Annotated in this window: 20 protein-coding genes, 2 tRNA genes and 3 other annotated features; of the genes, 21 read left to right on the top strand and 1 reads right to left on the bottom strand. The window is 32.3% G+C overall.

All coding sequences use genetic code 11. The annotated features are described in order from the left end of the window. Nucleotides 1-15: 15 nt before the first annotated feature. Nucleotides 16-225 (top strand) — a binding site (T-box leader). A 40-nt stretch (nt 226-265) separates the two neighbouring features. Both BO51_RS02400 and BO51_RS02395 read left to right on the top strand, forming a co-directional pair. Next, the gene (locus tag BO51_RS02400) at nt 266-2,929 is read left to right on the top strand and encodes a valine--tRNA ligase (protein WP_496483615.1); all 2,664 of its coding nucleotides are present in this window, start codon (nt 266-268) and stop codon (nt 2,927-2,929) included. Continuing rightward, entirely contained in the window at nt 2,926-4,224 is a 1,299-nt protein-coding gene (locus BO51_RS02395; protein WP_496483613.1) for a bifunctional folylpolyglutamate synthase/dihydrofolate synthase, read from the top strand. The genes BO51_RS02400 and BO51_RS02395 overlap by 4 nt, the downstream gene beginning before the upstream one ends. A gap of 31 nt (nt 4,225-4,255) precedes the next feature. On the opposite strand, the gene BO51_RS02390 is transcribed toward BO51_RS02395, so the two are convergent. After that, nucleotides 4,256-4,780, bottom strand: coding sequence for a DUF4364 family protein (locus tag BO51_RS02390; RefSeq protein WP_496483611.1), 525 nt, complete (start codon nt 4,778-4,780; stop codon nt 4,256-4,258). Between the two features lie 81 nt (nt 4,781-4,861). Here BO51_RS02390 and BO51_RS02385 point away from each other — a divergent pair, with 81 nt between their 5' ends. The 19 genes from BO51_RS02385 to pheT all read left to right on the top strand — a co-directional run bounded on the left by BO51_RS02385 (nt 4,862) and on the right by pheT (nt 21,840). Next, the gene (locus BO51_RS02385) at nt 4,862-5,020 is read left to right on the top strand and encodes a hypothetical protein (RefSeq protein WP_496483609.1); all 159 of its coding nucleotides are present in this window, start codon (nt 4,862-4,864) and stop codon (nt 5,018-5,020) included. Beyond that, nucleotides 5,010-5,531 (top strand): hypoxanthine phosphoribosyltransferase, encoded by a 522-nt coding sequence (gene hpt / locus BO51_RS02380; RefSeq protein ID WP_496483717.1) that lies wholly within the window; start codon nt 5,010-5,012, stop codon nt 5,529-5,531. The genes BO51_RS02385 and hpt overlap by 11 nt, the downstream gene beginning before the upstream one ends. A gap of 18 nt (nt 5,532-5,549) precedes the next feature. Further along, nucleotides 5,550-6,509, top strand: coding sequence for a CPBP family glutamic-type intramembrane protease (locus tag BO51_RS02375; RefSeq protein ID WP_496483607.1), 960 nt, complete (start codon nt 5,550-5,552; stop codon nt 6,507-6,509). 18 nt (nt 6,510-6,527) lie between these two features. Beyond that, on the top strand, nt 6,528-7,271 hold the full coding sequence (locus BO51_RS02370; protein WP_496483605.1) for a class I SAM-dependent DNA methyltransferase: 744 nt from the start codon (nt 6,528-6,530) through the stop codon (nt 7,269-7,271). A 15-nt stretch (nt 7,272-7,286) separates the two neighbouring features. Continuing rightward, nucleotides 7,287-8,171: an Hsp33 family molecular chaperone HslO gene (gene hslO / locus BO51_RS02365; RefSeq protein WP_496483602.1), complete on the top strand. Its 885-nt coding sequence runs from the start codon at nt 7,287-7,289 to the stop codon at nt 8,169-8,171. Nucleotides 8,172-8,231: 60 nt separating this feature from the next. Then, nucleotides 8,232-8,306, top strand: a tRNA-Gly gene (locus tag BO51_RS02360). 3 nt (nt 8,307-8,309) lie between these two features. Beyond that, nucleotides 8,310-8,384, top strand: a tRNA-Cys gene (locus BO51_RS02355). Between the two features lie 78 nt (nt 8,385-8,462). Next, nucleotides 8,463-9,206, top strand: coding sequence for a DUF6873 family GME fold protein (locus BO51_RS02350; RefSeq protein ID WP_496483600.1), 744 nt, complete (start codon nt 8,463-8,465; stop codon nt 9,204-9,206). Nucleotides 9,207-9,219: 13 nt separating this feature from the next. Next, nucleotides 9,220-10,539: a histidine--tRNA ligase gene (gene hisS / locus BO51_RS02345; RefSeq protein ID WP_496483598.1), complete on the top strand. Its 1,320-nt coding sequence runs from the start codon at nt 9,220-9,222 to the stop codon at nt 10,537-10,539. 92 nt (nt 10,540-10,631) lie between these two features. After that, nucleotides 10,632-10,818: a binding site (T-box leader), on the top strand. 42 nt (nt 10,819-10,860) lie between these two features. Next, the gene (gene thrS, locus BO51_RS02340; protein ID WP_496483596.1) at nt 10,861-12,765 is read left to right on the top strand and encodes a threonine--tRNA ligase; all 1,905 of its coding nucleotides are present in this window, start codon (nt 10,861-10,863) and stop codon (nt 12,763-12,765) included. A gap of 17 nt (nt 12,766-12,782) precedes the next feature. Then, nucleotides 12,783-14,180, top strand: coding sequence for a dipeptidase PepV (gene pepV, locus BO51_RS02335; RefSeq protein WP_496483594.1), 1,398 nt, complete (start codon nt 12,783-12,785; stop codon nt 14,178-14,180). Nucleotides 14,181-14,238: 58 nt separating this feature from the next. Then, nucleotides 14,239-14,373 (top strand) — a sequence feature (ribosomal protein L20 leader region). Continuing rightward, nucleotides 14,352-14,894, top strand: coding sequence for a translation initiation factor IF-3 (infC, locus tag BO51_RS02330; RefSeq protein WP_496483592.1), 543 nt, complete (start codon nt 14,352-14,354; stop codon nt 14,892-14,894). (Overlaps the previous feature by 22 nt.) 15 nt (nt 14,895-14,909) lie before the next feature. Then, nucleotides 14,910-15,104, top strand: a complete 195-nt coding sequence (gene rpmI, locus BO51_RS02325) for a 50S ribosomal protein L35 (RefSeq protein WP_496483590.1) — start codon at nt 14,910-14,912, stop codon at nt 15,102-15,104. 26 nt (nt 15,105-15,130) lie between these two features. Continuing rightward, complete coding sequence (rplT, locus tag BO51_RS02320; RefSeq protein ID WP_135271045.1) at nt 15,131-15,481, top strand: 50S ribosomal protein L20; 351 nt, start codon at nt 15,131-15,133, stop codon at nt 15,479-15,481. Nucleotides 15,482-15,537: 56 nt separating this feature from the next. Further along, entirely contained in the window at nt 15,538-16,884 is a 1,347-nt protein-coding gene (locus BO51_RS02315; protein WP_496483587.1) for a TrkH family potassium uptake protein, read from the top strand. Nucleotides 16,885-16,895: 11 nt separating this feature from the next. Then, nucleotides 16,896-17,552, top strand: a complete 657-nt coding sequence (locus tag BO51_RS02310; protein ID WP_496483585.1) for a potassium channel family protein — start codon at nt 16,896-16,898, stop codon at nt 17,550-17,552. Then, nucleotides 17,545-18,339: a TrmH family RNA methyltransferase gene (locus tag BO51_RS02305; RefSeq protein WP_496483583.1), complete on the top strand. Its 795-nt coding sequence runs from the start codon at nt 17,545-17,547 to the stop codon at nt 18,337-18,339. Before BO51_RS02310 ends, BO51_RS02305 begins: the two co-directional genes overlap by 8 nt. A gap of 65 nt (nt 18,340-18,404) precedes the next feature. Further along, the gene (gene pheS / locus BO51_RS02300) at nt 18,405-19,427 is read left to right on the top strand and encodes a phenylalanine--tRNA ligase subunit alpha (protein WP_496483581.1); all 1,023 of its coding nucleotides are present in this window, start codon (nt 18,405-18,407) and stop codon (nt 19,425-19,427) included. Nucleotides 19,428-19,446: 19 nt separating this feature from the next. Further along, a complete protein-coding gene (pheT, locus tag BO51_RS02295; RefSeq protein ID WP_496483579.1) occupies nt 19,447-21,840 on the top strand; it encodes a phenylalanine--tRNA ligase subunit beta in 2,394 nt (797 codons plus the stop codon). Nucleotides 21,841-21,863 lie beyond the last annotated feature (23 nt).

Here is a 21,863-nt window from a genome sequence, read left to right as displayed (position 1 = left end):
ATAATAAGAGAAATTATAATTGCAATGAAAAAGAGGAGTAGCCTTTTTTCCATTTGTAGAGAGTGAGCTCTTGGCTGGAAAGCTCATAATGTGAAACTGGCGAAGGTAGCTTTTGAGCTTCTAAGCTGAAATAATAGTAAGCTTAGACGGGATTAACCGTTAAAATAGATGAGAGCCATAATATTTTATGGAATTAAGGTGGTACCGCGACCCTTCGTCCTTTCTTTGTAAAGGATGAAGGGTTTATTTTTTAGGAGGGATTTGAATGCGAGAGAACTTACCAAAGAATTACAATCCGAAGGAATTTGAGGAAAAGCTTTATGAATATTGGAATGAGAACGGATATTTCACACCAAAAGTAGATAGGACAAAAAAGCCTTATACTATTATGATGCCGCCACCAAATGTAACAGGAACACTTCATATGGGACACGCTTTAAACAATACTATACAAGACATTTTAATTAGGTATAAAAGAATGCAAGGATATGAGGCATTGTGGTTACCTGGCACAGACCATGCGAGCATATCTACTGAAGCAAAAGTTGTAGAGAAATTAAGAAAAGAAGGAAAAACAAAAGAAGAACTTGGCAGGGAGAAGTTTTTAGAAGAAGCTTGGGATTGGACAAAAGTTTATGGAGGAAGAATAAAAAATCAACTTAAAAAATTAGGAGTTTCATGTGATTGGTCTAGGGAAAGATTTACTTTAGACGAGCATATGAATAAAGCGGTCACAGAAATGTTTGTCAGATTATATGAAAAAGGACTTATTTACAGAGGAGATAGAATAATTAACTGGTGTCCTAACTGCCACACTGCGATTTCAGATGCAGAAGTTGAACATGAAGATGCTCATGGATATATGTACTATGTAAAATATCCTATAAAGGATGAGGATGATGAAATAGTTATAGCGACAACAAGACCTGAAACCATGTTTGGAGATCTTGCAATTGCAGTTAATCCAAATGACGAAAGGTATAAGAAATATGTAGGGAAGACAGCAATATTGCCACTATCAAATAGAGAGATACCAATAATTGCTGATGAGTATGTGGAAATGGATTTTGGAACAGGAGCATTAAAAATCACACCATCTCACGATCCAAATGATTTTGAAGTAGGGGAAAGGCATAATTTGGGACATTTAATCGTCTTAGATGAAGATGGCAGGATAAATGAAAATGGAGGCAAATATAAAGGACTAGATAGATTCGAAGCAAGAAAAAAAGTGGTAGAAGACCTTAAAGAGCAAGGGTATTTGGCAGATGTAAAAGAACATGAGAACGCTGTAGGGCATTGCGAAAGATGCAAAACTATAATAGAACCTATCATATCTAAACAATGGTTTGTTAAAATGGAACCCTTAGCAAAACCAGCAATTGATGCCTATAACAATGGGGAGTTGAAGTTTATACCTGATAGATTTGGCAAAGTATATCTGCATTGGTTAGAGAACATTAGAGATTGGTGTATTTCTAGGCAACTTTGGTGGGGTCATAGACTTCCGGTTTATTATTGCGAAAGCTGTGGCGAAGTAATTGTAAGCAGAGAAGAAGTTGAAAAATGTAGTGTGTGTGGTAGTTCCAATATAAGGCAAGATACGGATACACTAGATACTTGGTTTTCATCAGGATTATGGCCTTTTTCAACACTGGGCTGGCCTGACGACACACCAGATCTTGAATACTTTTTCCCAACTGACACATTAGTTACTGGGTATGACATAATATTTTTCTGGGTCATTAGAATGGTTGTGACAAGCTTGAGCGAGATGGGAGAAGTTCCATTTAAAGATGTATTTTTAACAGGCCTTGTCAGGGATTCTCAAGGCAGAAAAATGAGTAAATCATTAGGGAATGGTATAGACCCATTGGAAATAATTGATGAATATGGTGCCGATGCTTTGAGATTCACTTTAGTTACTGGAAATTCACCTGGTAATGACATGAGGTTTTATACAGAAAGAGTTGAAGCAAATAGAAATTTTGCAAACAAATTGTGGAATGCTTCACGATTTTTGTTAATGAATTTAGAAGAAGACTTCTCTAGCTTAAGAGATGAAGAATTAAAACTAGAGGATGAGGATAAATGGATACTTACAAAATTAAATGACATTATTCCACAGATAAACGACAATTTAGACAAATACGAATTAGGTTTAGCGGCTGAAAAAATCTATAACTTTTTATGGGAAGACTACTGCGACTGGTATATAGAAATGGTAAAAACGAGATTATATGGAGAGGAAGGAATAAGCAAGAAAACTGCACAAACTGTGCTTTTAAGTGTCCTAAAAGATATATTGAAATTATTGCATCCATTTATGCCATTTATAACAGAAGAAATATGGCAGCATTTACCAGAGACAGACAAACCACTGATAATTGAGAATTGGCCAATTAAAGACAACAGTAAGATCTTTGAGAAAGAGAAAGAGGAAATTGACTACACAAAAGCTGCAATTAAAGCTATTAGAAACATTAGATCAGAAATGAATGTGCCAATGTCTAAAAAATCAAAACTCATATTTGTACCAGATAATGAGGATATAAAGGAAATTATTATAAAGAACTCAAAGAAATTTATTACTCTTGCTAGTGCAGAAGATATAGAAATTGAAAGCACAAATATTAATTTTGGAACTGATTATGTCTCGATAGTATTAGAAAAGTGTGAAGTATATATGCCGCTTAAAGATTTGATTGATATAACTAAGGAAATGGAGAGATTAGAAAAGGAAAGATTAAGACTAGTAGATGAGATAAATAGAGTGGACAAAAAACTTTCAAACGAAGGCTTTGTATCTAAGGCACCGAAGAATATAATTGAAGAAGAGAAACAAAAGAAAGAAAAATACGCTCAGATGCTTGAATCCGTGATAGACAGGTTGAAAACCTTGGAAAATATTGTGGAGGAAAATAAATGAATTATCAAGAAGCTATTAATTTCATTGATGACAAAAACAAGTATGGATCAAGATTAGGATTGGATTCTATTAAAAAACTCTTGAGTTTACTCAATAATCCACATCATAATTTAAAGTACATTCATGTTGCGGGAACAAATGGGAAAGGCTCCACTTGTGCATATTTAGCAAGCTGCTTGATGGAAACAGGGTACAAAACGGGACTTTATACATCTCCACATCTAGAAAGATTTACTGAGCGAATTCAAATAAATGGAAAGGAGGTAACAGAAGAAGAAGTAGCTACATTAACTGAAAAAGTAAAAACAGCATGCGATGAAATGGTGAGACTGGGATTTGAGCATCCAACAACTTTTGAAATAATAACTGCAATAGGATTTTTGTATTTTTATGAAAAAAATGTAGACATAGTAGTTTTAGAAGTTGGGCTAGGGGGGAAAGGCGATGCAACGAATGCAATCGAGTCTTCACTTGCATCAGTAATAACAACCATATCATATGATCATATGGAAGTTCTAGGGAATACATTAGAAGAAATAGCAATTCAAAAGGCTGGAATTATTAAAGATAATGGAATTGTAATATCTTACCCCAAATCTAAAGAGCCTCAGGAAGCTATAAAAAAGATTGCTACTCAAAAGAATGCAGTTTTTGTAGAAGTTCCAATTGAAAATGTAAACATTAAATATTTATCGGATGACGGCAGTATATTCGATTTTGAATATAATGATCATTTTATAGAAAATATAAGAACAAATTTAATTGGGGAACATCAAATTTACAATGCCACAACTGCTATTACTACATTGCTAACTTTAAATGATAGTGGGCTGATAAAAATCTCTATTGATGATATAAAAAATGGAATAGAGAAGACAGAATGGCATGGAAGGATTGAGCTTTTACGGCATAAACCTAAATTTATAATAGATGGTGCACATAATCTCGAAGGAGTCGAGAATCTTGTTAAAGCTTTGGGAAACTTCAAGTTTGACAGATTGATATTAGGCATTGCCACATTAAAAGACAAAGACTTTGATCATATGCTAAGCCTGCTAGTTCCTATGGCGGATGTAATAATAGCAACTGAAGCCAATACTGATAGAAAGTTAGATGCAGAGAGAATGAAAGAGCAGATAGAGAAAATATGGACGAAAGAAGAAGTAATAGTTGAGAAGCACATTCAAAATGCTGTAGAAAGAGCTTTAATTATTGCTAATGAGAATGATCTCATATTATTCACAGGTTCTCTTTATATGATTGGCGAAGTAAGAGATGCAGCTAAAATCAAATGATTTCAGCTGCATCTAACTAAATGCAAACTAATCATATAAATAAATCTAAGATAGACTTGTGGTAAAATGCAGGACTTTCTTTCCACTTTTTACACAATAATTTAGCTTGATCTTCAGTGGGGACACTTACATATAGACTGAATAGAATTTCATCTTTTTCTATTAGTTTAAGATTTATATTGTATTCTCCACTTTCTTTTAGATAGTAATCTGCTATGATATCTTCTTTTTGCTCTTTATGCTCTGCTGGATTGTTGAATAAATTCAACAATATGTTTTTTTCTTTTTCTCCTAAAATGTCTTTTAAATAGTCTAGAGCTTGAGAACCTTTGTCTGTTATTAAATACTTTATATTTCCATCATCTCTAAACTCTGAAACATATTGATTTGAAAGTAGTTCTATCAGATATTCTTGAATAAGAAAATAATTTAAGTCAAATTTATCAATTAGAAGTTCAGTTAAACTTATATTATCTATCGGTTCAGGAGATTTTTTTATAGTATAAAGTATTATAAGCTTAAACCTAGCAATTTCTTGTGAATGTATATTATACATAGCATCACCTTTTTATAAATTTATATTAATTATATCACATTACAATGAATTCAAATACTTATACTTTGAGGGAGTGAAAAAATGAACACAAAGTTAATTATTGGTGTTATAATATTTGTAATATTGTTTAGCATACAGTATACAGCAAATTTAATATTAAGAGAACTAAGAGAAATCAGATTAAATACTCAAAAAATATTAATGGAGATAGAAAGGAGAGAAAAGATTGATACAAACTAAAAAAGAAAGGGTATTGTTTTCAAAAGAGGAAATTTCTAGAAGAATTCAAGAAATGGGTGTTGAAATTAGCGACTACTATAATGGCAATGAATTGGTGGTTATATCCTTATTAAGGGGAAGTTTTATATTTGCTGCGGATTTAGTCAGAGAAATAAAACTACCTGTTGAAGTAGATTTTATGACCACAGCAAGTTATGGAGATGAAGAAGTTTCCTCTGGGATAGTCGATATCATTCAGGATGTAAGAACTGATATAAAAGGCAGAGATGTTTTAATTGTTGATGATATTATAGACACTGGAAATACTTTGTTAAAAGTGATAGAGCATTTGAAGACAAAAAGTCCTAAGTCAATAAAGATATGTGTTATGCTTGACAAACCTAGCCGCAGAAAAGTTGATTTACAACCTGATTTTTCGGGATTTGTAATTCCGGATGTGTTTATTGTAGGATATGGTCTAAACTATGGAAATTATTATAGAAATATCCCTTATATCTTTACTTTTGAGTAGTTTTAAAGGAGTGTGAAAATGGGATATAGAAAAGCACCATCGATAAATGAAGCAAATTTAGTATATTTGGTATTGGGAATTATATTATTAACCATAGGCAGCGTTGTCCAGCAAATGAACCTCAATGTAGGACTTCTAATTACAGAATATGGTTTGATATTATTACCGGTAATATTATTTCTAAAGTATAAGAGATATTCTATAAAGGAATTTTTGCGTATCAACCTAATAAGTATTAAAGAAATTTTATTTATATTTTTAATTATAGTATTTGCTTATCCAATAGCAGTTTTTTTAAATTTTATAGTTATTGAAATAATTGGTTATTTTAGTGATGCAACAAATGCAGGAGTACCAATTCCCTTAACTGAAAAAGATTTTTTTATTAGTTTATTTGTCATTGGGATAACACCAGGTATATGTGAAGAGGTATTGTTTAGAGGTCTGATGCTTAATTCTTATGAAAAGATAGGGAAAATGAGAGCTATAATTTTCACTGCTGTTTTGTTTGGACTATTCCATTTCAATCTATTTAATTTTATCGGCCCTACATTTCTTGGAGTTATATTGGGAATATTGTATTTTAAAACAGACAGTATAATTGCATCGATGTTTGGGCATCTATTAAATAATTCTTTAGCTTTGACTTTAGGCTATTTTGCAGCTACAAAATTAGATGAGATAGAAGAAATGGTAACAAATACTCCTAGTATAAGTCAAAACCAAGAAATTTTATATACTACTATTTTTCTTCTTGTTCTGTCCATTTTTTCATCAGTTATGCTTATTTCATTATTTAGGCATTTTCCAGTGAAAGCTGATAAATCTGAAGAAAAAAATATTTTTGATCAACTGAGTGAACAACCTGATGATGAAGTAAATGTAGATCATAATGAAAAGATAAATTGGGCACCAATAGGGATAGTAGTACTAATATTTATATTTGTAAACACGATGTTTTTTATGCAATTTCAATAGAAAGGCATGATTATAACCTTGAATATATATGAAAAATTTGCACTGATTTATGATGAATTGATTGACGACATAGATTATGAAGCTTGGGGAGAGTTCATTAAAAAAGTAATAGAAAATTCCAATAGGAAGCCTCAAAATCTTTTAGAAATGGCTTGCGGAACTGGAAAATTAACAACTGAACTATCAAAATTTATACCTTATATTGATGCGTTTGACATTTCTTCAGATATGCTAGCAATAGCATACAATAAATTTCAACATAATGAGAATGTCAAATTATACAATTTGGATATGGTGGACTTTAATTTTAACAAAAAATACGATCTCATAATATGTGGATGTGACAGCATAAATTATATTCTCAATCCAAATGATCTAGATAAAATTTTTCACAATGTAAGAGGTCATTTAAACGAAGATGGCTTATTTATTTTTGATATAAATTCTCATTATAAAATTTCAAAAATAATAGGCAATAACATATTTTTAAACGACAAAGACGAAACATTTTACACTTGGGACAGTTCATTTGACGAGAAATCAGAAATTAGTGATTATTATCTTACTTTCTTCGTTTCGAGAGGCAATAATTTGTATGAAAGATTCGACGAACATCATAGGCAAAAAGCATATAAAACTGAATATATCGAAAGAATGTTAATTGAAAATGGATTTAACAGGGTATATAAATATAGCGATTATTCATTTGAGCAAGTTGATGCCACAACTCAAAGAATATGTTTCGTAGCAAGCATTTACTAAAAAGGAGGGGGAAGTATGAAGGATTACTTGGTAAAGGCCATAGATAGAGAAAAAAGAGTTAGAATTTACGCAGCATCCACTACTAATTTAGTAGAATATGCCAGAAAAATTCATGGGACTTCTCCAACTGCAACAGCTGCTTTAGGAAGAGCATTGACTGCAGGAGCTATCATGGGAGCAATGATGAAAAATGACAAAGATTTATTAACTTTAAAAATATCAGGTGGTGGTCCATTAGGAGATATAGTAATAGTTTCAAGAAATAATGGTACTGTGAAAGGGTTGGTAGGGAATCCTTTAGCTGATGCGCCAAGCACTGCGGAAGGTAAATTAGATGTTGGAGCAGTTGTTGGAAATGATGGTTTGGTTACAGTGATAATAGATTTAGGACTAAAAGAGCCATATGTAGGACAAGCAGATATAATATCTGGCGAAATTGCTGAAGACATTGCAAACTACTATATGGTTTCTGAACAAGTTCCAACTGCAGTCGCTTTGGGCGTACTCATAGATAGAGATATTACCGTTAAAGCATCTGGGGGATATATATTGCAATTATTACCAGATATTAAAGATGAGGAAATAACACAAATTGAAAATAGCTTGAAGAACATAAAACCGGTATCCACATTGATAAACGAAGGATTGACGCCAGAGGAGATTATTGCTAATATTTTGCCTGAATTTGACATGGAAATTATAGATAAAATGGACTTAGAGTATAAATGCGATTGCAGTAGAGAAAAGATAGAAGCTATGTTGGTAAGCTTAGGCAAAAAGGAATTAGAGGATATAATCAACGAAGATGGCAAAGCAGAGGTAGTATGTCATTTTTGTAATACAAAATACAATTTTGATAAATCAGAATTAGAGAAAATACTATTGACAATTAATAAATAATCCTGTATACTTTCATTTGTGATTAAGTTAAGAGCATTCTTTGACGCTCTTGACTAATTAGCGGGAGTGGCTCAGTGGTAGAGCATCGCCTTGCCAAGGCGAGGGTCGCGAGTTCGAATCTCGTCTTCCGCTCCACAGGGCGGCATAGCCAAGCGGTAAGGCACAGGTCTGCAAAACCTCGATTCCCCGGTTCAAATCCGGGTGCCGCCTCCAAAATAGTTAATTAAGACCTATTAAAGACCTTCTGACTTATCAGAAGGTCTTTTTGATAAAATACAGGGGAGAATTTAATTGGTACCTACTTTAATTCCAGATGGAAAAGCTAATTTAGTTATATTAAACAAGAATATAGATGATGAAATCAAACTCAATTTAAAAAAATATTTCAAACACGTTATTTATACTTGTTCAAATGATAATATCAATAAATCATTAGCTGATCATGTAGATATGTCGGTTCATGTTGTGGATAGAAACACAATCATCGTTTCGCCTAATGTTTATAGATATTATAAAAAGCTAGAGGAATATGGAATTAAAGTAATAAAAGGCAGAACTGATTTACTGATTGAATATCCAAACGATATTTGCTACAATTGTTTAAATATTGGTGATTATTATATACACAATATTAAATACACAGATGAACATATATCTGATTATTATTTAAACAAAGGCGTGAAGGGTATACATACAAAACAGGGGTATTCAAAGTGTTCTGTTCTAATTGTAGATGATAACCATTTTATAACATCTGATAAAAATATAGCTAAGCAGCTTAAAAAAATAGAGAAAGAAGTACTTCTCATAAGTCAGGGATTTATTGAACTTAAAGGAATGAATTATGGAATGATAGGAGGATGTGGTGGAAATTATTCTCCTAAAGATATTTTGCTGACGGGTACACTTTCAAAACATCCAGATTCAAGAAGAATAATTGAATTTATTGAAAACACAGGTGTTAATATTCACTACTTATCTCAAGAACCAATATCAGATATAGGAAGCATATATTGCTTTAAAGTTAACGAATAATAGGAGGGGAAAGATGCCAGAAAAAATAGTTAATCCAAGCATTTTACCAGGGTTTATGGAATTGCTTCCGAATGAGCAAATATTATTTAATAAGATGCTAGAAAAGATAAAAAATAGTTACGAAAAATACGCTTTTCTTCCAATCGACACACCAGTAATTGAAAAATCAGAGGTTTTATTAGCCAAAGGCGGAGGGGAAACTGAAAAACAGATATATAAAGTTGTAAAAGGAGACACAGACATGTCTCTTAGATTTGATTTGACTGTTCCGTTAGCTAGATATGTGGCAATGCATTTTCATGAATTATCATTTCCATTTAGAAGATATCACATTGCTAAAGTTTATAGAGGGGAAAAAAGCCAAAAAGGGAGATTTAGAGAGTTTTATCAAGCAGATATCGACATAATCGGCAATGGAGAATTGAGCATACTAAATGATGCTGAGATTCCATCTGTAATATACACTACTTTTAAGGATTTGGGATTTGACAATTTTACAATAAAAATAAACAACAGAAAATTATTGCAAGGGTTTTTTGAATATCTAAATATAAACAACTTTCATGAAGTGCTTAGAATAGTTGATAAATTAGATAAAATTGGTATAGACAGGGTTGAAAGGGAATTATTAGAAATTGGAATAGACAAGGTGAATTTTGAACAGATTAAGAACTTTATTATGTTTAATGGAAATAATGACTCGACTCTTGAATTTTTAAGAAATCTAGATATTGATAATGTCAATTTTAAAACTGGACTTGACGAATTAAAAACAGTAACTCATTATATTGAAGTATTTGGTGTGCCAAAGGACAATTTTAAGATTGATTTAACCATAGCTAGAGGTCTAGATTATTACACTGGAACGGTTTATGAAACATTTTTGAATGATTATCCTAAGATTGGAAGTATTTGTTCAGGAGGAAGATATGATAATCTGAGCGAGTACTATTCAAATCAAAAACTTCCAGGTGTAGGTATTTCTATTGGTTTAACAAGGTTATTTTACCAGCTTAAAGAAGCTGGGATTATTTCAGCGGATGATGAAGAACTGATAAAAGTGCTCATAATTCCAATGGATAATTTCTTAGAACAAAGTATTGAAATTGCGAACAAGTTGAGGGGAAATGGCATACCTTGCCAAATTTATTTAGAAGATTCAAAGATGAGCAAGAAATTAAATTATGCAAACAAGATAAAAGTGCCTTTTGTGATAATAATTGGCGAAGAAGAAGTTAAAAGGAATTTATATACAATAAAAAACATGAAAACAGGAGATCAGACTACAAAGAAGATTGATGAGATTATCAACGAACTATCTAAAATACTATAGACTGATTTAATCTAACTTAAAAATATTTATATAAATTCTATAAACCATTGACTATACAGTGAGATTCTGATATTATCTAAATAAATATAAATAAAAAAGCTATGATGGGAAGAGTAAATTGATCTAAGTAAGCAAAGAGAGAGAAACAATGGCTGAAAGTTTCTTCTTACTTTACAATTGAAGACCACCCCTGAGCTGACCTTTAAAAAAGGATTCGCAAATTGGCGTTAATGAAATGAGTAAAAAATTAGGGTGGAACCACGGTCTTTCGTCCCTACAGCAATGTAGGAGCGAAGGACTATTTTTTTAGGAGGGATAAATATGATAAAAGTAACTTTACCTGACGGAAGTGTAAGAGAATACGATGAAGGAGTAGAGATTTTAAAAGTAGTAGAAGACATATCGAAACCATTAGCAAGAGAAGCATTAGGAGCAGTGGTAAATGGTAAGATTATGGGACTGCAAGAAAAACTAAATGAAGACTGTGATTTAAGGGTAGTAAAATTTGAAGATCCTGAAGGCAAGAAAATATTCTGGCATACAACTTCTCATATAATGGCATTTGCAATACAAAGACTTTTTCCTGATGTCAAATTTGCTATTGGACCAGCTGTTGAAAATGGATTTTATTATGATTTAGACACAGAGCATAGATTTACACCTGAGGACTTAGAGGAAATAGAATCAGAAATGAAAAGAATCATTTCAGAAGGATATAGGCTTGAAAGATATGAAATGACAAGGGAAGAAGCACTTAAATTTTTTAAAGATAAGAATGAAATATACAAAGTTGATTTAATAGAAAATCTACCAGAAGACGCAATCATATCATTTTACAAATTAGGTGACTTTATAGATCTATGCGCTGGACCTCATCTATATGATGTTAAAAAAGTAAAGGCTATAAAATTGTTGAGTATTGCTGGTGCTTATTGGCGTGGTGATGAGAACAATAAAATGCTTCAAAGAATTTATGGAATTAGCTTTGAAAAGAAAAAAGATCTTGATGAGTATCTTGAAAGAATGGAAGAAGCAAAAAAGAGGGATCATAGAAAACTTGGCAAAGAATTAGACTTGTTTAGTATGCACGATGAAGGCCCTGGATTCCCATTTTTCCATCCATATGGTATGGTGATAAGAAATGAACTTGAAACATTTTGGAGAAAAGAGCACAATAAAAGAGGTTATGGAGAGATAAAAACCCCATTGATATTAAATGAAGAATTATGGCATCAATCAGGTCACTGGGATCACTATAAAGAAAATATGTATTTTACAAAGATTGACGATGAGAATTATGCAATAAAACCGATGAATTGCCCAGGATCAATATTAATATATAAATCACAAATGTATAGCTATAGGGATCTACCTTTAAGGTTAGCGGAAATGGGGTTAGTTCATAGGCATGAACTCTCAGGTGCATTGCATGGATTAATGAGAGTTAGAAGTTTTACTCAAGATGATGCTCATATATATGCATTGCCATCGCAAGTGAAAGATGAATTAAAGGGAATAATTGATTTAGCAGATTATATCTATAATATATTTGGTTTTAAATACAAAATAGAGCTTTCAACTAGACCTGAAAATTCCATGGGGACTGACGAACAATGGGAATTAGCTACTAATAGCCTCATAGAAGCTCTAGAGGAAAAGGGAATAGAGTATCGTGTCAATGAAGGCGATGGTGCATTCTATGGACCTAAGATTGATTTTCATTTAGAGGATGCTATAGGGAGAACTTGGCAATGTGGAACAATACAACTTGATTTTCAAATGCCTGAGAGATTTGACTTAACTTATGTTGACAGCGATAATGAGAGAAAGAGACCAGTCATGATTCATAGAACTATACTTGGAAGTATGGAAAGGTTTATGGGGATATTAATTGAGCATTATGCAGGGAAATTCCCTGTTTGGTTAGCTCCTGTTCAAGTTAAATTATTACCTATATCTGATAAATTTAATGAATATGGATATAAAATTAAAAATCATTTAGAAGAAATAGGAATTAGGGTGGAAATAGACGATAGAGCTGAAAAAATAGGGTACAAGATAAGAGAGGCACAAGTTATGAAAATACCATACATGCTTGTCATAGGCGAGAAAGAAGTCGACAATGAATTGGTTTCAGTGAGAAAAAGGGATATTGGAGATATCGGGCAAATGAGTGTAGAGAAGTTTATCAATATGGTCGATGAAGAAATAAAAAATAAAAAATAGTTGCGAGGAGGCATAAAATGGATTTCTATAAGGAAATTGATGCGTTAAAAGATGAGCTTATTAAGTCGACTCAAGAGGTAATAAGGATTAAATCCGTTGAAGAAGAAGCACAACCCGGTATGCCATTCGGCAAAGGACCATATGACGCACTTTGCTATGTATTGAAACTTGGTGAAAAATTAGGATTTAAAGCTAAAAATCTAGATGGATATGCTGGCCATCTTGACTTTGGTGAAGGTGAAGAAGTAGTAGGTGTGCTAGGTCATTTAGATGTGGTACCTGAGGGAGATGGATGGACTTTTCCCCCTTATGAGGCCCAAATACACGAAGGAAAGATTTATGGCCGAGGTACAATGGACGATAAAGGACCTGTGATGGCTGTTTTATATGGAATGAAAGCTCTTAAAGACAGCGGTGTAAAACTGAATAAGAAGATTAGATTGATACTAGGAACTAATGAGGAAACAGGATGGGGCTGTATGCATCACTATTTTGCTAACGAGACAGCTCCAAATATGGCTTTTACACCTGATGCTGATTTTCCAGTAATCCATGGAGAAAAGGGAATTATTGTGTTTGATTTGAAGTATAGACTTGAATCATTTAAAGAAGAAACTTTCTCACTATTGAGTTTAAAAGGTGGAAATGCTGCAAATATGGTTCCTGACTATGCAGAAGCAGTTATAAAGACTGATTCAATTGATAAATCGATAGATGCACTTAGAAGATACGCAAATGAGAAGGGTTATCAAGCTGATATCAAAGAAGAAAATGGGAACTTAAAAGTATCAGTAAGAGGTAAATCGGCTCATGGGAGTACACCTGAAAAAGGTGAAAATGCCATTACCTATTTGTTGGATTTGCTTTATTCACATTTCAAAGGAGAGCCTGGATTTTATAATTTTTTAGATTGGTATGAGAAATCCCTAGCATTTAAATTCAATGGAGAAAATTTTGGGTGCGAGTTTGAAGATGATATATCTGGGAAATTGAATTTAAATATTGGTGTCATTAAATTGATTGGCGATGAAATAGTTCTATCTATAAATATAAGGTATCCAATATCATACAAGCGAGAAGATATTTATAATAGCATAAGAGCTCATTTAGAAGGATTGCCAATTGAAATTGTAGAAGGAGATTCAGATAAAGATCCTCTATACGTGCCAAAAGATGATGTATTGGTTCAAACATTGATGAGAGTATATCAAGAACAAACTGGCGATTATGAATCTGAACCTCTAGTAATAGGTGGTGGCACATATGCTAGAGCTATGAAAAATGCTGTCGCATTTGGTCCAGTTTTTCCAGGTCAAGAAGAATTAGCACATCAAAAAGATGAATTCATTTCTATTGATAATTTGATAAAACTTACGCAGATTTATACGAGTGCACTATATGAATTAGCAAAATAAATTTGACAAATATAAATATTTAACTTATAATAAGTTGGTAATTTAATATGACTTAATTTTATTAAAGAAGAAGTTTCCGCTTCTCACCTTATAGTTTTTGTACTCATAAGGTTATGTTAGATAGTTAATTGTACAATATGCCTTTTTTGGTGTATTTAAGCGGACACTTTTGTGTCCGCTAATTTTTTGTGGAGGTGTAGGATTATAAAAGAACTTCAAATCAATGAAGAAATTAGAGAAAAAGAAGTTAGGCTAATTGATGTTGACGGAACTCAACTTGGAATTGTACCTATAAAAAAAGCATTAGAGATTGCTAATGAGAGAAGACTTGATTTAGTAAATGTAGCTCCAACTGCAAATCCACCAGTTTGCAGAATTCTCGATTATGGCAAATACAAATATGAATTGACTAAGAAAGAGAAAGAAGCTAAGAAAAATCAAAAGGTAATCAATGTTAAAGAGATAAGATTAACCCCAAACATTGAAGAACATGATTTACAGGTGAAAGCAAATAGAGCTATAGAATTTTTAAAAGATGGAGACAAAGTAAAAGTTTCTGTTCGCTTTAAAGGTAGAGAGATGGGACATACTGAAATGGGAGAAGAAGTCCTAAAAGACTTTTTAAATCTGGTCAATGATTATGGCAAAGTTGAAAAAGAAGCTAAATTGGAAGGCAGAAATTTAGTCGTAATATTAATGCCAAAAGCACAATAAAGGGAGGAAAAACAATTGAGAAAGATGAAAACACACAGAGCTTCAGCAAAGAGATTTAAAAGAACTGCAACAGGAGAATTAAAAAGATACAAAGCATATAAAAGCCATAAAACTGGTAAAAAGACTCCAAAGAGAGTTAGAAACTTAAGAAAGAGCACTTTAGTGAGTGCTAGTGACAAGAGAAGAATAAATTCCATGCTACCAAATTAATTATAGAGTATTAGGAGGAGATTATAATGGCAAGAGTAAAAAGAGGAGTAAATGCAAAGAAAAGACATAAAAAAGTTTTAAAGCAAGCAAAGGGATATTATGGCGCTAAAAGCAAATTGTTTAGACCAGCAAATCAAGCAGTAATGAAATCATTAAATTATTCATATATTGGCAGAAAACAAAGGAAAAGAGAATTTAGAAAACTTTGGATTGCTAGAATAAATGCAGCATCAAGACAAAACGGTTTAAGTTACAGCAAGTTCATCAATGGGTTAAAGAAAGCAAATATTGAAGTAAATAGAAAGATGCTTTCTGAAATGGCAATTAATGATGCTGAAGGATTTGCAAAATTAGTTGAAATAGCTAAGAACGCTTAATGCATAAGTTCCAAAATTGGAACTTTTTTGCATTTTAATGTGATTTGGAGGACTATATGGAAACAATTAAACATAATTTATTGACTAGGTTTAAATTAAATCCACCTCGAATCTTAGCATTGGGATTTATGATGCTTATAATTTTAGGTGCAATACTGTTAAATTTACCTATAGCTTCACAAAATGGAGAAAGCATAGGATTTATAAATGCACTATTTACATCTGCATCGGCAGTTTGCGTTACTGGTTTGGTAGTTGTTAATACAGCAGCTCATTGGACACTATTTGGAAAGATTGTTATTCTGATTTTGATACAAATGGGCGGACTTGGAATAATGACAATGGCAACGATCGTTGCAATGATTTCAGGTAGGAAAATTTCCTTAAAGGAGAGGCTTGTAATCAAAGAACAATTGAACCAAGAAACTCTATCTGGACTAGTTAAATTGACTAAATATGTAATTTACTTAACTTTCCTTATTGAGGGTCTAGGGGCGTTGTTTTTATCTATGAAATTCATACCTCAATATGGAACTATTAAAGGAATTTGGTTTTCAGTATTTCACGCCATCTCTGCTTTTTGTAATGCTGGATTTGATATAACTGGTAATAGTTTAATGGATTATAACAATTCTGCAATAGTAATACTTACAGTAGTGGCTTTAATAGTTTTAGGCGGAATTGGATTTGGAGTAATTTTAGACGTAGTAAAAAACAAGAGATGGAGTAAATTGTCACTCCATTCAAAATTGGCTATTTCTTTTACAGCTTTTTTAATAATTTTTGGTGCAATCATTTTTTATATTTTAGAATCAAATAACCCATTGACAATGCAAGGATTTACATTTAAAGAGAAAACACTAGCATCTTTGTTTGCATCTATTACGCCTCGTACGGCTGGATTCAACACTATTGATACTTCTGCATTAAAGCAAAGCAGTTCTTTGCTTACAATAATCTTTATGTTTATTGGTGGTTCTCCAGGGTCAACTGCAGGTGGAGTAAAGACTCTAACTATGCTAGTATTGATTATTTCAACTATAAGTATAATTCGAGGGGAAAGTGATGTAGAAGTTTTTAAGAGAAGGATACCATATGAAACCATATTTAAGTCCATTGCAATAATTATGATAGGAATTACTATTGTTTTTATCGTCACATTTATTTTAACTTTAACTGAAGATCAAGAATTTCTAAACTTACTTTTTGAAACAACTTCTGCATTTGGCACTGTAGGTTTATCGAGAGGCATTACCTCTGAATTGAGTAATGCGGGAAGACTGATATTGGCTTTGACTATGTATGCTGGTAGAGTTGGTCCACTTACTTTAGCATTTGCAGTAGGGTATAAAGAAGAACATAAAAGGTATAGATATGCAGAAGGAAATATTACTGTTGGATAGAGGGGGAAGATATGAAATCTTTTGTAGTTGTTGGATGTGGTAGATTTGGGTCAGCAGTTGCTGAAACATTATATAACCTTGGGAACGAAGTTTTAGCTATAGACGGGGATGAGGAAGTTATCGAATCTATCTCAGGTCGTGTCACGCATGCAGTACAAGCAGATGTAATGGACGAAAATGTAATGAGAGAACTAGGAATTAGAAATTTTGATGTTGCAGTCATAAGCATTGCATCGAATTTAGAAGCCTCTATTTTAGCAACTTTGATAGTAAAGGAATTGGGAGTAAAAAAAGTTGTTGCTAAAGCACAATCTGATTTACATGGAAAAGTTTTAAGAAAAATTGGAGCAGATAAAATTATTTTTCCTGAGAGAGACATGGGAGTTAGAGTTGCACATAATTTATCATCAAAAGGAATTATCGATTTCATTGAGTTATCCCCAGAATACAGTATTATGGAGATACAGTCTATAAAGCAGTGGGCAGGAAAAAGTTTAGCGCAACTTAGACTTAGAAATAAATATGGAATAAATGTAATGGCTATCAAAAGAGGTTCAGACATAAATGTTTCACCTAGCCCAGATGATGTAATATGCGAAGGAGATGTATTATTAGCTTTAGGCAGTATAAATGATATAGCTAGAATAGAGGATAAAACAAGTGAATGATTTGAGAAGAATTTCATCTAGAGAAAACAAATTCATAAAGTTAGTAAGGAGTTTAGACAAAAAAACTGCTAGATGGAGTAAAAACTTATTCATTATAGAAGGTGAAAAAGTATTATTTGAAGCCATTGATAGCAATCAAATAATAGAATTTATAATGATTTCTGAAGATGCTATTTTAAGTGATTCTATAGAGCAGACTTTATCACGCATAATGGATAATACGGATGTATTTGTATTAGATAATAGATTGTTTGAATCTATAAGCAAATTAGAGAATTCACAAGGAATTTTGGCAGTGGTAAAGTTTAAAGTGGATGATATAAAAGATATACAGAAGAATAATATACTGCTATATTCAGATGGAATTCAAGATCCTGGAAATTTAGGAACTATTATTAGAACAATTGATGCATTTGGATTAGGTGGTTTGATTATCGGTGAGAATACCGTAGATCCATTTAATCCAAAAGTAGTGAGAGCAACTATGGGATCCATTTTCAGGGTCCCGATTTTTTTAAACAATGAAGGAAGAGAAGGCTTAATAGAGCTTAAAAACAAGGGTTTCAGAATACTTATAACTTTGCCTAAAGGTGGTTATCCAATCAATGAATTTGATTTTAGAAGAGGGGATATCATTGTAATAGGAAATGAAGGTAGAGGTGTTTCTGATACTATAAGAGAATTAGCTTCAGATGGTATAATGATAAACATGAAAGGAAATGCAGAATCACTAAATGCTAGTATAGCAGCATCAATTATTATGTATGAAATATCAACTAAGATATAAAAAATATGGTATAATAAATATTACATTTTGATTATTTTACAATTTTATATTGAAAGGAGCATATGATGGAAAATAAGCTCAATGAATTATTAAAATCGGCGATAGAAGAAATAAAAAAATCTAATGACTTAAATGATATCGAAAAAATTAGAATTAAATATCTAGGGAAAAAGGGACAATTGACATTAATTCTAAGAGAGATGGGAAATCTATCTAAGGAGTTAAGACCTATAATTGGGCAAAAAGCGAATGAGGTCCGCTTTGAGATAGAAAAAAAACTAGATGAGACTAAATCAAAGCTTGAACAACAAGAAAAACTTGAGAAAATAAAGATTGAGAAAATAGATATCACTGAAAGAAGGAAGTCAACTTACTTGGGGCATAAACATCCATTGCTAATGACTATTAAAGAATTAGAAGACTTATTTATCAGCATGGGGTTTAATGTAGTTACTGGGCCTGAAATAGAAACAGTTGAAAATAATTTTGATATGTTAAATTCACCAGAGAATCACCCATCTAGAGATTTATCTGATACTTTCTACATAAACGATAAATTATTGCTAAGAACTCATACATCGCCTGTACAAATCAGGGCAATGAAAAAATACAATGCGCCTTTAAAAATAATTTCTGCTGGTAGAACTTTTAGATTTGACGATGTTGACGATACCCATTCTCCTATGTTTCATCAATTAGAAGGTTTAGTAGTAGATGAGAATATTTCAATGGCAAATTTAAAATACACTTTAGATATATTTATTAAAGAATTGTTCGGCAATGATATAAAGACAAGATATAGACCGCATTATTTTCCATTTACTGAGCCAAGTGCTGAAGTCGATGTAACTTGCGTAGAATGCAGAGGAGAAGGGTGTCCCCATTGCAATTACACAGGGTGGTCAATGGAATTATTAGGTTGCGGAATGGTTCATCCAAAAGTTCTTGAAAATTGCGGAATAGATTCAGAGAAATACACTGGGTTTGCATTTGGGATGGGTGTTGATAGAATTACAATGGTTAAATATGGCATCAAAGATATAAGACTATTGTTTGACAATGACAATAGATTTTTAGAACAGTTTTAGCAAAGGTTGTGATGGAAATATGCTTTTACCAATTAAATGGCTTAAGAATTATGTGGATATTGAACTATCCTCTAAAGAAATTGCAGATGGGCTTACATACTCTGGCTCTCATGTAGAATCAATAATAAAATTAAATAAAGGAATTACTGGAGTAGTAGTTGGGAAAATTGAAAAAATAGATAAACACCCGAATGCTGATAAATTAAGAATTTGTAAAGTAAATGTAGGAAATGAAGTTTTAACAATTGTTACAGGTGCACAAAATGTATCCGAAGGAGATATAGTGCCTGTGGCAAAAGTTGGGGCACATTTACCGGATGGTAAAGATATCTCTGAAGCTGACTTTAGAGGTGTTATTTCTTATGGAATGCTATGTTCTTTAAAAGAATTAGGCTATGAAGATAATGTAATTCCTAAGGAAGTCAAAGATGGCATATTCATTATAAATGATGATGTGAATCTCGGACTAGATATAGTAGAAGTTTTATCTTTAGATGATGAAGTAATAGAATTTGAGATAACTCCTAATAGACCTGATTGTCTAAGCATATATGGCATGGCAAGAGAATCTGCTGCAACGTTTAATGCACAATTAAAAGAGATAGATGTAAAAATCGTTAATCAAGTTGATGATATTAAAGACTTGATTTCTGATATAAATGTAGATACACAAAAATGTCATAGATACTATGCAAAAGCTATAAAAGATGTTGAAATTAAGCCCTCTCCATTATGGCTCAAGACAGCATTGATGAATGCTGGAGTAAGACCGATAAATAATATTGTAGATGTGACTAATTATGTGATGCTTGAATTAGGAGAACCGCTACATGCATTTGACATTGATAAGATTGCTGGTCGAAAAATAATAGTAAGACAAGCGAAAGACACAGAAGAAATTACTACGCTGGATGGAGTACAAAGAGCATTAACACACGAAGATATTGTAATAGCAGACGAAAATAAAGCGATTGGGATAGCAGGTGTTATGGGGGGAGCTAATACTGAGATAACCCAGTCAACAAGGCTAGTGGTAATAGAAGGTGCAAATTTCGAACCGAAAAATGTTAGGCTTACTGCAAAGAGGTTAGGATTAAGAACAGAGGCTTCAACAAGATTTGAAAAAGGTATTGACGAAAATTTATGCAAATTTGCAGTTGATAGAGCATGTCAACTCATTGAAGTAATTGGTGCTGGTAAAGTAGTAAATGGTAATTATGACATTGTAAAATTCACTCCAGAAAAGACAAATATTAAACTTAGATTAAGTAGAATAGAAAAATTATTAGGAATAAAAATAGATGAATTTGATGCAATAAATTATTTAAATAGGCTCAAATTCGAAACGAGCTTGTTAGACGAAGGAATTATAGATGTAGTGGTTCCTACATTTAGGAGAGATGTCAAAGTAGAAGCTGATCTGATCGAAGAAATAGGCAGATTGTATGGGTTTCATAATATTGAAACAAAACCACTATTTGGGAAACTCACTAGAGGGAATAGACCTAAAGATAAAGAATTGCAAAATTATATAAAAGACATACTTTGGGGTCTTGGTTTTAATGAGGCAATGACTTATTCTTTTATTAGTCCGAAAGCATTTGATAAGTTGAACCTTCCATCAAATCATGAGTTTAGAAAATATATTCGTTTAATGAACCCCCTTGGTGAAGATTATAGTGTTATGAGAACCACATTGATTTCTAATATGCTTGACTTGTTAAACAAAAACAATAACAGAGGCATAGAAAGTATGAGAGTGTATGAAATTGGCAATGTATTCTTGCCGAGCAATAGTAGCGATTCGATGCCAGAAGAGAAGACTATGGTATGTATCGGAATGTACGGAGAAAGAGATTTCTATTTTTTAAAGGATGTAATTGAAACTCTATTAGAAAGACTTGGAATAAAAGAATACGAGTACATTAGAGAATCAGAAAATCCAATCTATCATCCGGGTAGAACTGCAAAAATGATCAAAGATATGAAATCATTAGGTGTATTTGGTGAAATCCACCCTGATATAATGGAAAACTATGACTTTGATAAAAGAATATACATTGCAGAATTAGATTTTAATTCTATCTTTGAATTTACAAACTTAGATAGAAAATATACTGAATTACCGAGATACCCATCTATAGTTAGAGACATCGCAGTTGTAGTTGATGAAGATATTACAGTCGGAGATATTGAGGACGTTATTTATACAAATGGAAAAGAGCTAATTGAGAGCATTGAATTATTTGATATATATCGAGGCAATCAAATAGATACTGGAAAGAAAAGTCTTGCATTCTCGATTAGATATAGATCAAGTGAAAAAACACTAAAAGACGAAGATGTCAATCAAATCCAGAAGAAAATAATAGATGACTTAGAAGAAAAATTCCAAGCAAAACTAAGGAGTTGACAGGGTAGAAAATTTCTACCCTG

The organism is Soehngenia saccharolytica DSM 12858 (assembly GCF_059568515.1).
This window is presented reverse-complemented; position numbering and strand designations above follow the sequence as displayed.

Coding starts and splice junctions, on each gene's coding strand:
- BO51_RS02400 (WP_496483615.1), top strand. CDS start 266: ATGCGAGAGAACTTACCAAAGAATTACAATCCGAAGGAATTTGAGGAA.
- BO51_RS02395 (WP_496483613.1), top strand. CDS start 2,926: ATGAATTATCAAGAAGCTATTAATTTCATTGATGACAAAAACAAGTAT.
- BO51_RS02390 (WP_496483611.1), bottom strand. CDS start 4,780: ATGTATAATATACATTCACAAGAAATTGCTAGGTTTAAGCTTATAATA.
- BO51_RS02385 (WP_496483609.1), top strand. CDS start 4,862: ATGAACACAAAGTTAATTATTGGTGTTATAATATTTGTAATATTGTTT.
- BO51_RS02375 (WP_496483607.1), top strand. CDS start 5,550: ATGGGATATAGAAAAGCACCATCGATAAATGAAGCAAATTTAGTATAT.
- hslO (WP_496483602.1), top strand. CDS start 7,287: ATGAAGGATTACTTGGTAAAGGCCATAGATAGAGAAAAAAGAGTTAGA.
- hisS (WP_496483598.1), top strand. CDS start 9,220: ATGCCAGAAAAAATAGTTAATCCAAGCATTTTACCAGGGTTTATGGAA.
- thrS (WP_496483596.1), top strand. CDS start 10,861: ATGATAAAAGTAACTTTACCTGACGGAAGTGTAAGAGAATACGATGAA.
- pepV (WP_496483594.1), top strand. CDS start 12,783: ATGGATTTCTATAAGGAAATTGATGCGTTAAAAGATGAGCTTATTAAG.
- rplT (WP_135271045.1), top strand. CDS start 15,131: ATGGCAAGAGTAAAAAGAGGAGTAAATGCAAAGAAAAGACATAAAAAA.
- BO51_RS02315 (WP_496483587.1), top strand. CDS start 15,538: ATGGAAACAATTAAACATAATTTATTGACTAGGTTTAAATTAAATCCA.
- BO51_RS02310 (WP_496483585.1), top strand. CDS start 16,896: ATGAAATCTTTTGTAGTTGTTGGATGTGGTAGATTTGGGTCAGCAGTT.
- pheS (WP_496483581.1), top strand. CDS start 18,405: ATGGAAAATAAGCTCAATGAATTATTAAAATCGGCGATAGAAGAAATA.
- pheT (WP_496483579.1), top strand. CDS start 19,447: ATGCTTTTACCAATTAAATGGCTTAAGAATTATGTGGATATTGAACTA.